Annotated in this window: 10 protein-coding genes; all 10 read left to right on the forward strand. The window is 60.3% G+C overall.

Translation table 11 applies throughout. The features are described 5' to 3' along the window. Nucleotides 1-19: 19 nt before the first annotated feature. The 10 genes from hutH to mdoH all read left to right on the forward strand — a co-directional run bounded on the left by hutH (nucleotide 20) and on the right by mdoH (nucleotide 13,644). The gene (gene hutH, locus ACIPLA_RS09745; RefSeq protein ID WP_218396987.1) at nucleotides 20-1,552 is read left to right on the forward strand and encodes a histidine ammonia-lyase; all 1,533 of its coding nucleotides are present in this window, start codon (nucleotides 20-22) and stop codon (nucleotides 1,550-1,552) included. Between the two features lie 110 nt (nucleotides 1,553-1,662). Beyond that, nucleotides 1,663-3,072, forward strand: a complete 1,410-nt coding sequence (locus ACIPLA_RS09750; RefSeq protein WP_401173024.1) for an amino acid permease — start codon at nucleotides 1,663-1,665, stop codon at nucleotides 3,070-3,072. A gap of 16 nt (nucleotides 3,073-3,088) precedes the next feature. Continuing rightward, nucleotides 3,089-4,294, forward strand: coding sequence for an imidazolonepropionase (hutI, locus tag ACIPLA_RS09755; RefSeq protein WP_401173025.1), 1,206 nt, complete (start codon nucleotides 3,089-3,091; stop codon nucleotides 4,292-4,294). 10 nt (nucleotides 4,295-4,304) lie between these two features. Then, nucleotides 4,305-5,108: an N-formylglutamate deformylase gene (gene hutG / locus ACIPLA_RS09760; protein ID WP_218396993.1), complete on the forward strand. Its 804-nt coding sequence runs from the start codon at nucleotides 4,305-4,307 to the stop codon at nucleotides 5,106-5,108. A 283-nt stretch (nucleotides 5,109-5,391) separates the two neighbouring features. Further along, the gene (locus tag ACIPLA_RS09765) at nucleotides 5,392-6,339 is read left to right on the forward strand and encodes a choline ABC transporter substrate-binding protein (protein ID WP_218396995.1); all 948 of its coding nucleotides are present in this window, start codon (nucleotides 5,392-5,394) and stop codon (nucleotides 6,337-6,339) included. Nucleotides 6,340-6,513: 174 nt separating this feature from the next. Next, nucleotides 6,514-7,443, forward strand: a complete 930-nt coding sequence (locus ACIPLA_RS09770) for an alpha/beta hydrolase (RefSeq protein ID WP_401173026.1) — start codon at nucleotides 6,514-6,516, stop codon at nucleotides 7,441-7,443. Nucleotides 7,444-7,548: 105 nt separating this feature from the next. Beyond that, complete coding sequence (gene pip / locus ACIPLA_RS09775) at nucleotides 7,549-8,520, forward strand: prolyl aminopeptidase (protein ID WP_218396999.1); 972 nt, start codon at nucleotides 7,549-7,551, stop codon at nucleotides 8,518-8,520. Further along, nucleotides 8,517-8,954, forward strand: coding sequence for a D-aminoacyl-tRNA deacylase (gene dtd / locus ACIPLA_RS09780; protein WP_008068825.1), 438 nt, complete (start codon nucleotides 8,517-8,519; stop codon nucleotides 8,952-8,954). The genes pip and dtd overlap by 4 nt, the downstream gene beginning before the upstream one ends. A 321-nt stretch (nucleotides 8,955-9,275) precedes the next feature. Next, the gene (locus ACIPLA_RS09785; RefSeq protein WP_401173027.1) at nucleotides 9,276-11,081 is read left to right on the forward strand and encodes a glucan biosynthesis protein G; all 1,806 of its coding nucleotides are present in this window, start codon (nucleotides 9,276-9,278) and stop codon (nucleotides 11,079-11,081) included. Continuing rightward, the gene (gene mdoH / locus ACIPLA_RS09790; protein WP_218397005.1) at nucleotides 11,074-13,644 is read left to right on the forward strand and encodes a glucans biosynthesis glucosyltransferase MdoH; all 2,571 of its coding nucleotides are present in this window, start codon (nucleotides 11,074-11,076) and stop codon (nucleotides 13,642-13,644) included. The genes ACIPLA_RS09785 and mdoH overlap by 8 nt, the downstream gene beginning before the upstream one ends. The last annotated feature ends 60 nt before the right edge of the window (nucleotides 13,645-13,704 follow it).

The following is a 13,704-nucleotide window of genomic DNA, read 5'->3' on the forward strand; positions in this document are numbered from 1 at the left end:
CTCTCAAAAGGAGCATAAAATGACTGCGCTTAATTTGATTCCCGGCCAACTGAGCCTTGCCCAACTGCGTGATGTTTATCAGCACCCGGTCAAAATCACCCTCGACAACAGTGCCTCGGCCCAGATCGAAGCCAGCGTTGCCTGCGTGGAACAGATCCTCGCCGAGAACCGCACCGCTTATGGCATCAACACCGGTTTCGGCCTGCTGGCTTCGACCCGTATCGCCAGCGAAGACCTGGAAAACCTCCAGCGCTCGCTCGTTTTATCCCATGCCGCCGGTGTCGGCGAGCCGATCAGCGACGCGCTGGTTCGACTGGTCATGGTGCTCAAGGTCAACAGCCTGAGCCGTGGCTTCTCGGGTATCCGTCGCGTGGTAATCGATGCTCTGATCGCCCTGATCAATGCCGAGGTTTACCCGCACATTCCATTGAAAGGTTCGGTGGGTGCGTCCGGTGACTTGGCGCCTTTGGCGCACATGTCGCTGGTGCTGCTGGGCGAAGGCAAGGCGCGCTACAAAGGCGAGTGGATGGAAGCCACCGAAGCGCTGAAAGTTGCCGGTCTGACCCCGCTGACCCTGGCCGCGAAAGAAGGTCTGGCGCTGCTCAACGGTACTCAGGTGTCCACCGCTTACGCGTTGCGTGGTCTGTTCGAAGGTGAAGACCTGTTCGCTGGCGCCCTGGCTATTGGTGGCATGACGGTTGAAGCGGTATTGGGCTCGCGCTCGCCGTTCGACGCCCGCATCCACGCCGCTCGTGGCCAGAAAGGCCAGATCGATGCCGCTGCCGCTTATCGCGATCTGCTGGGCGAGCGCAGCGAAGTGTCCGACTCGCACCAGAACTGCGAAAAGGTCCAGGACCCGTACTCCCTGCGCTGCCAGCCGCAAGTCATGGGCGCCTGCCTGACCCAGTTCCGTCAGGCCGCCGAAGTGCTCGCTGTCGAAGCCAACGCTGTATCGGACAACCCGCTGGTGTTCGCCGCTGAAGGTGATGTGATCTCGGGCGGTAACTTCCACGCCGAGCCGGTGGCCATGGCCGCCGACAACATGGCCCTGGCCATCGCCGAAATCGGCTCTCTGAGCGAGCGCCGCATCTCGCTGATGATGGACAAGCACATGTCGCAACTGCCGCCATTCCTGGTGGCCAATGGCGGCGTGAACTCCGGCTTCATGATCGCCCAGGTGACTGCGGCGGCATTGGCCAGCGAGAACAAGGCGCTGTCTCATCCGCATTCGGTGGACAGTCTGCCAACGTCGGCCAACCAGGAAGACCATGTGTCGATGGCCCCGGCTGCCGGCAAGCGTCTGTGGGAAATGGCGGAAAACACTCGCGGCGTTCTCGCGGTGGAATGGTTGGCGGCCTGCCAGGGTCTGGATCTGCGTGAGGGTCTGAAGACCTCGACGAAACTGGAAAAGGCTCGTGCCATTCTGCGTGCCGAAGTGCCGTTCTATGAGAAGGATCGGTTCTTTGCGCCGGACATCAATGCTGCTAGCGAGCTTCTGGCGACTCGTTGCCTGAACGAGCTGGTTTCGGCGAAGTTGTTGCCTAGCCTGTAATGGCCTCTTCGCGAGCAAGCCCGCTCCCACATTGGATTGCGCTGAACCTGTGGGAGCGAGCCTGCTCGCGATTCGATTTTGCGTCGGATAAGAATAATTAAGGACGAAAAATGCAACAGCCAACAAAAGGTTTGAAACGCGGGCTCTCTGCCCGACATATTCGCTTCATGGCGCTGGGGTCGGCGATCGGCACCGGGCTGTTTTACGGTTCTGCCTCGGCCATCCAAATGGCCGGGCCTGCGGTCCTGCTCGCTTACCTGATCGGTGGCGCGGCGGTGTTCATGGTCATGCGCGCCCTCGGCGAGATGGCGGTGCACAACCCGGTGGCCGGCTCTTTCGGCCAGTACGCCAGCACTTATCTTGGGCCGATGGCGGGCTTCATTCTCGGTTGGACCTACGCGTTTGAAATGGTCATCGTCGGGATGGCCGACGTCACCGCGTTCGGTATCTACATGGGCTTCTGGTTTCCGGAAGTCGATCGCTGGATCTGGGTCCTGGGCATCGTTTCGGTGGTCGGCGGCTTGAACCTGTGCAACGTCAAAGTCTTTGGCGAAATGGAGTTCTGGCTGTCGCTGCTCAAGGTCGCGGCCATCGTCGCGATGATCCTCGGTGGCTTCGGCATCATGTTGTTCGGCATCAGCACCGCGCCTGGCGCTCAGGCGACTGACATCAGCAATCTATGGAGCCATGGGGGCTTCATGCCCAATGGCGTGGGCGGCCTGATCGCTTCGTTCGCCGTGGTGATGTTTGCGTTTGGCGGCATTGAAATCATTGGCGTAACGGCTGGTGAGGCCAAAGACCCACAGCGCGTGCTGCCCCGGGCGATCAATGCCGTACCGTTGCGTATTTTGTTGTTCTACGTGCTGACGATGCTGGTGCTGATGTCGATCTTTCCGTGGCAGCAGATCGGCAGCCAAGGCAGCCCGTTCGTGCAGATTTTCGACAACCTGGGTATCAGCTCGGCGGCGACCATCCTCAATATCGTGGTGATCTCGGCGGCGGTGTCGGCCATCAACAGTGACATCTTCGGCGCGGGTCGCATGATGTATGGCCTGGCTCAGCAAGGGCACGCCCCCAAAGGCTTTGCCCGCTTGTCGCGCAATGGTGTGCCGTGGCTGACAGTGGTGGTGATGAGCAGCGCGCTGCTGCTGGGCGTGTTGCTGAACTACCTGATTCCGGAAAACGTCTTTCTGTTAATCGCCTCCGTTGCGACCTTTGCCACGGTGTGGGTCTGGCTGATGATTCTGTTCACCCAGGTGGCGATGCGTCGCTCCATGAGCGCCGAGCAGGTCGCACAACTGAAGTTCCCGGTGCCGTTCTGGCCCTACGCGCCAATGGCGGCGATTGCTTTCATGCTGTTCATTTTCGGCGTGCTGGGCTATTTCCCGGACACCCAGGCGGCGTTGATCGTCGGTGTGGTCTGGATCGTGTTGCTGGTGTTGGCCTACCTGACGTGGGTGAAACCGGCGGCAGGCCAGGCCGCATTGGTGGCGCGGGACCCTGATTTTTCTCATCGATAACCTAATGGAGGCCAGGATGAAAACGCTCTGGCAACACTGCCACGTCGCAACCATGGCGCAAGGCGCCTACTCGATCATCGAGGATGCGGCCATCGTGACGTCCGGTGCGCACATTGAGTGGATTGGTCCGCGCGGCGAACTGCCGTCGGGCGAGTACCCGGCCGTCAATGACCTCAACGGGGCTTGGGTCACTCCGGGCTTGATCGACTGCCACACTCACACGGTGTTCGGTGGCAACCGCAGCGGTGAATTCGAACAGCGTCTGCAAGGCGTCAGTTATGCGGAAATCGCAGCGGCCGGTGGTGGCATCGCCAGCACCGTGCGCGCCACACGTGCGGCCACTGAAGATGAACTGTTCGCCAGCGCCGCCAAGCGTCTGAAGAGCCTGATGCGCGATGGCGTCACCAGCATTGAAATCAAGTCCGGTTATGGACTGGACCTGACCAACGAACGCAAGATGCTTCGGGTCGTTCGTCGTCTCGGCGCCGAGCTGCCAGTCAGCGTGCGCAGCACCTGCCTGGCCGCCCACGCCTTGCCGCCGGAATACACAGACCGCGCCGATGCTTACATCGATCACATCTGCACTGAAATGCTCCCGGCCCTGGCTGCCGAAGGGCTAGTGGATGCAGTGGACGCTTTCTGTGAATACCTGGGGTTTTCGCCGGAACAGGTCGAACGGGTTTTCGTCGCCGCGCAGAACCTCGGTTTGCCGGTGAAGCTGCATGCCGAGCAATTGTCGTCGCTGCACGGTTCGAGCCTGGCGGCGCGTTACCACGCATTATCCGCCGATCATCTGGAATTCATGACCGAAGACGACGCCATCGCCATGGCCAAGTCCGGCACGGTCGCGGTGTTGCTGCCCGGCGCGTTTTACTTCCTGCGGGAAACCCAATTGCCGCCGATGGAAGCCCTGCGCAAACACGGCGTAAAAATCGCCATCGCCAGCGACCTCAACCCGGGTACTTCGCCGGCGCTGTCGTTGCGCTTGATGTTGAACATGGCCTGCACCTGTTTGCGCATGACCCCGGAAGAGGCCCTGGCTGGCGCAACGATTCATGCCGCCACCGCGCTGGGCATGGCCGAGACTCATGGTTCGCTGGAAGCCGGCAAAGTCGCAGACTTCGTCGCCTGGCAGATTGATCGACCAGCCGACCTGTCGTACTGGCTGGGCGGCGACCTGGAAAAACGCGTCGTGCGTCACGGCGTCGAAACAAGCGTTTAGGAGAGCAGTTGTGGATAAGGTTCTGAACTTCAAACAAGGCCGCGTGCCGCTGCTGATCAGCATGCCCCACGCCGGCCTGCGACTGACCCCGGCGGTCGAAGCCGGGTTGATTCCCGACGCGAAAAGCCTGCCGGACACCGACTGGCACATCCCCAGGCTGTACGAATTCGCCGCCGAGCTGGGCGCCAGCACCCTCGCCGCCGAGTACTCGCGGTTTGTCATCGACCTGAACCGACCGTCCGACGACAAGCCTTTATATGTCGGCGCCACCACTGGTTTGTACCCGGCGACGTTGTTCGACGGTATTCCATTGTTCCGTGAGGGTATGGAGCCCTCGGCCACAGAACGCGCGAATTATCTGGAGCACATCTGGACGCCGTACCACCGCACCTTGCAGGAAGAGCTGGCGCGACTGAAAGCCGAATTCGGCTACGCGCTGCTGTTCGATGCACACTCGATCCGCTCGATCATCCCGCACCTGTTCGACGGCAAACTGCCGGACTTCAACCTCGGCACCTTCAACGGCGCCAGTTGCGATCCACAACTGGCCAGCCAACTGGAAGCCATCTGCGCACGGCACGGCGATTACAGCCATGTGCTGAACGGTCGCTTCAAGGGCGGGCACATCACCCGGCACTATGGCAACCCGGCCGAGAACATCCATGCCGTGCAACTTGAGTTGGGCCAGTGCACGTACATGGAAGAGTTCGAGCCGTTCCGTTATCGCCCGGATTTGGCAGCGCCGACGCAAGTGGTGCTCAGGGAATTGCTGCAAGGGTTGCTGGCTTGGGGTCAACAGCGATATCAGGCATAACCATTCACCTGTGGGAGCGGGCTTGCTCGCGAAGAGGGAGTGTCAGTCGACATCTATGTTGCCTGGTACACCGTCTTCGCGAGCAAGCCCGCTCCCACATGGATTGCGCTTAACCCCTACGCTACAGGTCATCACTCGCCTCGATACCTGACTGGAACTGTCGCCACCGTGCAAATCTCGGTCGCCACAGTTCACTTTTACCCTCTCGACGCTGCGTAATGTTCTGGGCACGGTGCACGAAGACACCTGCCCTCACAATAATCTGCCGCACGAGACTCTCCCGATGAAACGACTGTTCACCCGCTGTCTCTCAATCCTCTGCGGCACGGCTTTTCTGAGCACCAGCGTTCTGGCCAGTGACGAGCCATCCTGCAAAACCGTACGCATGGGCGTGGTCAACTGGACCGACGTCATCGCCACCAGTGGCATGGCTGACGTATTGCTCAACGGCCTCGGCTACGAAAGCAAGCAAACCAGCGCCGTGCAACAAATCATCTTCGCCGGCATCCGCGACAAACGCCTCGATATCTTCCTCGGTTACTGGAAACCGGCGATGGACAAAAACATCGCGCCGTTTGTGGCTGCCAATCAAGTGAAGGTCATGGACAAACCGAGCCTCTCGGATGCCCAGGCGACCCTTGCCGTGCCTGACTATGTTGCGGCGGCGGGCCTGAAAACCTTCGCCGACATCGCCAGATTCAAGGATCAGCTCGGCGGCAAGATCTACGGCATCGAGCCGGGCAGCGGCGCCAACACCACGATCAAAACCATGATCGAGAGCAATCAATTTGGCTTGAAGGACTTCAAACTGATCGAGTCCGGTGAGGCCGGGATGCTCGCCGCCGTACAACGGGCGGTCAATCGCAAGGAGTTCGTGGTGTTCGTCGGCTGGACCCCACATCCGATGAACATCAACATGAACGTCACCTACCTGACCGGCAGCGAAGACGTCTACGGGCCGAACGAGGGAGCGGCGACCGTTTCCACCGTGACCGCGCCGGACTATGCCGAGCGCTGCCCGAACGTGAACCGCTTGCTGGCAAACCTGACCTTCACCGCCGCCCAGGAAAGTCAGTTGATGGTGCCGATCATGGAGCGCAAGACGCCGCAGGATGTCGCCAGGCAATGGCTGCGTGATCATCCTGAAGATCTTCAGCGCTGGCTGGCAGGGGTCAGCAGTTTTGATGGCAAGGAGGGTGTGGCAACCGTTCAGGCCAGTTTGAAGAACTGACTGGTCGAGCGGGATCACTGTGGCGAGGGGGTTGCCCTGATGCTGTAGGAGCGAGGCTTGCCCGCGAAGAATGCGCCGTGGTTTTTCAGGCATTGCGCGTCATCGTTCTTCGCGGGCAAGCCTCGCTCCTACAGGATTTTCGTCGCTCAATTTTCTCCTCTTGGCTGCAGACTCATGACTTCTTATCCACTCTCTGAACAGATGGCGGCTTTCGTCGAGAAAACCCTCAGCTTCAACAGCACCGACAGCAGCCTCCCCGGTTTGCGTCAGGCCTACAGCGAGATGTGCCAGGCGTTTACCCCACCGTGTCCTGCGGGGCTTGAGGTGGCCGACTTTCAATTGGCAGGCGTTGCCGTGCGCTCCTGGCAACCGCCGGTCACGCCATCGACCAACGGTTGGCCGTGCATTGTGTATCTGCACGGTGGCGGTTGGGTGGTGGGGGATCTGGACTCCCACGCCTTCATCTGTGCCGAACTGGCGTCGGTGCTCGGCGTGCTGGTGATCGCCGTCGATTATCGGTTGGCGCCGGAGCATCCATTTCCAGCGGCGTTCGATGACTGCCTGGGTGTCTGGCGCGCGCTGCGTACAGGACCGTTTCGGCTCGACCCTGCACGCACCCTGGTGGTGGGCGACAGCGCTGGCGGCAACCTTGCCGCCGCGTTGTGCCTCGCTTTACGCGATGCCGACGAACCTATGCCGTGCGCGCAAGTTCTGATCTATCCGGGACTGGGCGGCGATCACCGATTGCCGTCGCGCAGCGAGTGCACCGATGCGCCATTGCTCAGCAGCAGCGACCTGGATTGTTATTTCGCGTTGTATTTGGGCGGTAGCCGACAACCGGGTGCCTATGCGATGCCCTTGCTCGCCGACGATTTCAGCGGTCTGCCACCGGCGTTGATCGCCGTGGCGCAGTTCGACCCGCTGCGCGATGACGGCGTGCTTTACGCCGAGCGACTCAACGCCGCCGGCGTGAGCGCAACGCTTTATTACGGGGAAGGACTGGTTCACGGCTGTTTGCGGGCGCGGGGGCAGGTCGCCGAGGTCGACCGGCTCTATGAAACCCTGCTCGGCTATTTGGCTGAGACGACGGCTGACAAACTCTGACGCTGCAAGGGGCATGCTCATTGACGTAATTCGGGTTTATGATGCCGGACGGCAGAATAATAGAAGTCCCCCCAGGGATGACCTCGACCCCTTACGGAGCGCGCAATGCAGACTTTGTACCCGCAGATCAAACCCCACGCCCGGCACGATCTGGCCGTCGATAAAACCCACACGCTGTATGTCGACGAAAGCGGTTCGCCGGAAGGTTTGCCGGTGGTGTTCATCCACGGCGGTCCCGGCGCCGGGTGTGATGCCCAGAGCCGCCGGTATTTTGATCCGAACCTGTATCGCATTGTCACTTTCGACCAGCGTGGTTGCGGTCGCTCCACGCCCCACGCCAGCCTGGAAAACAACACCACCTGGGATCTGGTCGCCGACCTCGAGCGGATTCGCAAGCACCTGGGCATCGACAAATGGGTGCTGTTCGGCGGCTCCTGGGGGTCGACCCTGGCCCTGGCCTACGCGCAAACCCATCCGGAACGCGTGCTCGGTTTGATTCTGCGCGGGATTTTTCTCTGCCGTCCCCAGGAAATCGAGTGGTTCTACCAGTGTGGCGCCAGTCGCCTGTTTCCCGATTACTGGCAGGACTACATCGCGCCGATCCCGCAGGATGAGCGCCACGACTTGCTCTCGGCGTTCCACAAACGCCTGGTCGGCAACGATCAGATCGCCCAGATGCACGCGGCCAAAGCCTGGTCCATGTGGGAAGGGCGCACCGCCACCCTGCGGCCGAATCCGCTGGTGGTCGACCGCTTCTCCGAGCCTCAGCGTGCGTTGTCCATCGCCCGTATCGAGTGCCACTACTTCACCAACAATGCTTTCCTCGAGCCGAACCAGTTGATTCGCGACATGGCCAAGATCGCCCACCTGCCCGGCGTCATCGTCCATGGTCGCTACGACGTGATCTGTCCGTTGGACAACGCCTGGGAACTGCATCAGGCCTGGCCGAACAGCGAGTTGCAGGTGATTCGCGACGCCGGCCATGCGGCGTCCGAAACAGGTATTACGGATGCCTTGGTACGCGCCGCTGATCTGATGGCCCGTCGTATGCTCGACTTGTCGCCTGACGAAGCATGAAGGGCCTGCTACAACGCGTGCGTGGCGCGCGAGTCGAGGTTGCGGGAGAGGTGGTTGGCGCGATAGATCAGGGGTTGCTGGTGCTGGTGGCGGTCGAGCCTGACGATACGCGGGCCAGTGCCGACAAACTTCTGCATAAACTGCTTAACTATCGAGTATTCAGTGACGCCGAGGGCAAGATGAATCTGTCCTTGGCGGACGTAGGCGGCGGGTTGCTGCTGGTCTCGCAGTTCACCCTGGCCGCTGACACCAAAAACGGGTTGCGCCCAAGCTTTTCGACTGCGGCTCCTCCAGGTTTGGGTGAGGAACTGTTCGACTATCTAACAGGTAAAGCGAAACAGATGCATGGCACTGTGGCATCAGGTAGATTCGGCGCGGATATGCAGGTGCATCTGGTCAATGATGGCCCGGTAACCTTCCTGTTACAGACGTGAAAGCGCTTGAAACATCTTTTTAAGTGCATTTCGACTGAAAACAGAGGCTTTTCCCGATAAATACTTGGTTCCCCCTGATGCGTTGTAACGCGGCCTGCTAGATAATCGCGCGCTACGGGGATCAGCGTTCGTTGGTCCGTTTTGACTTAGGTAGAGACTTGTCCGAGACCTGTTGGGGAATCATTTTGCCTCATAGGAGTCGGAACAATGCTCGCCAACTTGGCAAGAGTCGTTCGCAGGGTCGGTTTTTTTCCACCGCACACCGTGCTGGCACTTTAACTGGCCGTTGGTTTTTTGATCTGTTTTCGGCGAGGGTTGCTCGTGATTGTTAGTCCCTGTAATGCACCAAAATTGTCTGCCAAACGGTTTCGAAGCGCTCTGGTAGCAGGCTCTGCACTGCTCTGCCTGTTCAGCGCCGGTCAACTTTGGGCATTCAATCTGGATGACGTATCGGTCAAGGCAAAAGAGCTGGCCGGGCAAAAGTACGAAGCCCCGCGCAGTAACCTGCCGAATGAATTTCGCGAGATGAAATTCGCGGACTATCAAAAAATCCGGTTCCTCACGGAAAAAGCCGAATGGGCGAACCAGAAAACCCCCTTCAAGCTGTCGTTCTATCACCAGGGCATGCACTTCGATACGCCGGTGAAAATCAACGAAATCACGGCCAACACCGTCGAAGAGATCAAATACGACCCAAGTCGTTTCGATTTCGGCGACGTGAAGTTCGATCCTAAAGCCACCGAACAGCTGGGCTATGCCGGTTTCCGTGTGCTGTACCCGATCAACAAGGCCGACAAGCAAGACGAAATCATGACCATGCTTGGCGCGAGCTACTTCCGCGTCATCGGCAAGGGGCAAACCTACGGGCTCTCCGCTCGCGGCATGGCCATTGATACCGCGTTGCCATCCGGCGAAGAGTTCCCGCGCTTCACCGAGTTCTGGATTCAACAGCCGAAGCCGGGCGACAAGCATCTGGTGATCTTTGCCCTGCTGGATTCACCGCGTGCCACCGGTGCCTATCGCCTGACCCTGCGTCCGGGCAGCGACACGGTCGTCGACGTCAAGGCCAAGATGTTCCTGCGTGACAAGGTCACCAAGCTCGGCGTTGCGCCGCTGACCAGCATGTACCTGTTCGGCGCCAACCAGCCGTCGAAAGTGCTGAACTACCGTCGCGAGCTGCACGATTCCAGCGGCCTGTCGATCCATGCCGGCAACGGCGAATGGATCTGGCGCCCACTGAACAATCCGAAACACCTGGCGGTGAGCAACTTCTCGATCGAGAACCCGCGCGGTTTCGGCTTGCTGCAACGTGGCCGTGACTTCAGTCACTACGAAGACCTCGATGACCGCTACGACAAGCGCCCAAGTGCCTGGATCGAACCGAAAGGCGATTGGGGCAAAGGCTCCGTCGATCTGGTAGAGATTCCTACGGCCGACGAAACCAACGACAATATCGTCGCTTTCTGGAGCCCGGAAAAACTGCCTGAGCCTGGCCAGTCCCTGGACGTTGCCTACCGCATGCACTGGACCATCGACGAAGCCTCCCTGCATTCGCCGGACAGCGCCTGGGTTCAACAGACCCTGCGTTCCACGGGTGACGTCAAGCAGTCGAACCTGATTCGTCAGCCGGACGGCAGCGTGGCCTATCTGGTGGATTTCGAAGGTCCGTCCCTGCAAGTCCTGCCGGAAGATGCTGAAGTGCGCAGCCAGGTGAGTGTTGGCGACAACGCAGAACTGGTCGAGAACAGCGTCCGTTACAACCCTGAAACCAAGGGCTGGCGCCTGACTTTGCGGATGAAGATCAAGGATCCGGGCAAGGCCACCGAAATGCGCGCTGCGCTGGTCAAGAACATCACGCCTGCCGAGGCGCTCAAGACCGCTGCGCCAGCGTCCAGTTCTTCCGTTGCCAAGGCCGACAAGATTGCCGCCCGCCAGCAAGAGAAGAAGGACAAGGAAGCCAAGCAGGCTGAATCACAAGCCCTGCAAGTCAAGGATACCAAGGACAAGGACAACAAAGACGCCAAGCAGCCTGTCGCTGCCCAAGCGGCCCCAGCCACAACGGAATCGGCACCGACTGAACAAGTCCTGACCGAGACCTGGAGCTATCAGTTGCCCGCCGATGAGTAATTCACACGTACAGCCACAAACGCTTGCCGAGTACCTGGCGCATTTGCCGATGAGCGACGAGCAGCGCGCGGAACTCGCGGGCTGCAAGTCTTTCAGTGAACTGCACGAACGTCTGTCGTCCTCGACGTTCGACGCGCCAACCGAGGCTGCTCAAGCCTCGGTTGGCCGGCGCCTGACCCTGAACTCCGCCGAAGAACTGGCGGACGCGGAAATGCTGGTGCTCGACGCCAGTGGTCGGGTTTGCCTGAAGGCAACCCCACCGATCCGTCGGACCAAAGTCGTGCCCGAGCCGTGGCGCACCAACATTCTGGTGCGTGGCTGGCGTCGGCTGACCGGTCGCACCAATCCGCCGGCCCCGCCGAAGGATGAGAACGTGCTGCCGGCGGCTCGCTGGCGCACTGTCGGTTCGATCCGACGCTACATTCTGCTGGTGCTGATGCTCGGTCAGACGATCGTCGCCGGCTGGTACATGAAAGGCATCATGCCGTACCAGGGCTGGTCGTTCGTCGATCTTGAAGAAGTCCTGCATCAACCTCTGAGCCAAACCGCCACGCAAGTGCTGCCCTATGCCTTGCAAACCAGCATTCTGATTATGTTCGGGATTCTGTTCTGCTGGGTCTCGGCCGGTTTCTGGACTGCGCTGATGGGCTTCCTTGAGCTGATCACCGGTCGTGACAAGTACCGCATTTCCGGCGCCAGCGCCGGCAACGAGCCGATCGCGAAGGACGCACGCACTGCACTGGTGATGCCGATCTGCAACGAAGACGTGCCGCGGGTGTTCGCCGGTTTGCGGGCGACCTTCGAATCGGTGGCGGCCTCGGGTAACCTGGATCGCTTCGACTTTTTCGTACTCAGCGACAGTAACGACGCCGATATCTGCGTTGCCGAGCAGCAGGCCTGGCTGGACGTTTGCCGTGAAGGCAAAGGCTTCGGCAAGATCTTCTATCGTCGCCGCCGTCGCCGCGTAAAACGTAAAAGCGGCAACCTCGACGACTTCTGCCGTCGTTGGGGTGGTGACTACAAGTACATGGTCGTGCTCGACGCCGACAGCGTGATGAGCGGCGAATGCCTGAGCAGTCTGGTGCGCCTGATGGAAGCCACGCCGGACGCCGGGATCATCCAGACCGCGCCGCGTGCGTCGGGCATGGACACCCTTTATGCGCGTATGCAGCAGTTCGCCACGCGTGTGTACGGTCCGCTGTTCACCGCCGGTCTGCACTTCTGGCAGTTGGGCGAATCCCACTATTGGGGTCACAACGCGATCATCCGCATGAAGCCGTTCATCGAGCACTGCGCCCTGGCGCCGTTGCCCGGTAAAGGCGCGTTTGCCGGAGCGATTCTGTCCCACGACTTCGTCGAAGCTGCGCTGATGCGCCGTGCCGGCTGGGGCGTATGGATTGCCTACGACTTACCCGGCAGCTACGAAGAACTGCCACCGAACCTGCTGGACGAACTCAAGCGTGACCGTCGCTGGTGCCACGGTAACCTGATGAACTTCCGGCTGTTCCTGGTAAAAGGCATGCACCCGGTGCACCGTGCGGTGTTCCTGACCGGCGTGATGTCGTACCTGTCTGCGCCGTTGTGGTTCTTGTTCCTGGTGTTGTCGACGGCCTTGCTGGCGGTCAACACGTTGATGGAGCCGCAATACTTCCTGGAACCGCGTCAGCTCTATCCACTGTGGCCACAATGGCAGCCGGACAAGGCAATTGCGCTGTTCTCGACGACCATCGTGCTGCTGTTCCTGCCGAAGTTGCTGAGCATCATCCTGATCTGGGCCAAGGGCGCGAAAGAGTTCGGTGGCAAGTTCAAGGTGACGCTGTCGATGCTGCTGGAGATGTTGTTCTCCATGCTGCTGGCGCCGGTGCGGATGATCTTCCACACCCGTTTCGTACTCGCCGCATTCCTCGGCTGGGCCGCGACCTGGAACTCGCCACAACGTGACGATGACTCGACGCCATGGAGCGAAGCGGTAAAACGCCACGGTCCGCAAACCTTGCTGGGCTTCTTCTGGGCGCTGTTGGTGATCTGGCTGAACCCGAGCTTCCTCTGGTGGCTGGTGCCGATCGTCGGTTCGCTGATGTTGTCGATCCCGGTATCGGTGATCTCCAGTCGCGTCGGCCTGGGCCTGAAGTCCCGTGACGAAAGCCTGTTCCTGATTCCTGAGGAATATGCCCCGCCACAGGAATTGCTGGCGACCGATCAGTACACCCACGAAAACCGTTGGCATGCACTGAACGACGGCTTCGTCCGGTCGGTGGTCGATCCTCAGCAGAACGCTTTGGCGTGTGCGCTGGCGACGTCTCGTCACCGTCAGGCCGAGCCAATCGAATGGCTGCGTATCGAGCGGGTTCGCCATGCGATGAAGGTCGGGCCTGCCGGGCTGACCAACGACGAGCGCGTGGCCCTGCTGAGTGATCCGGTGGCACTGGGTCGCTTGCATGAGCAAGTCTGGAACGAAGGCCACGCCGAGTGGCTGCAAGCCTGGCGCACATCGGTGGATGCCGATCCCCATGCGCCGCTGTTGCCGCTCAAGCCTGTGAGCGTGCAGCCTCAGTTGGCCTGATGAAAAGCCCCGCTTTCGAAAGGAAGCGGGGCTTTTTTTCGCCTGCTGCTTTTTGGGGCG

It is taken from the genome of Pseudomonas sp. NPDC086112, assembly GCF_044746425.1.
Classification (GTDB): Bacteria; Pseudomonadota; Gammaproteobacteria; order Pseudomonadales; family Pseudomonadaceae; genus Aquipseudomonas.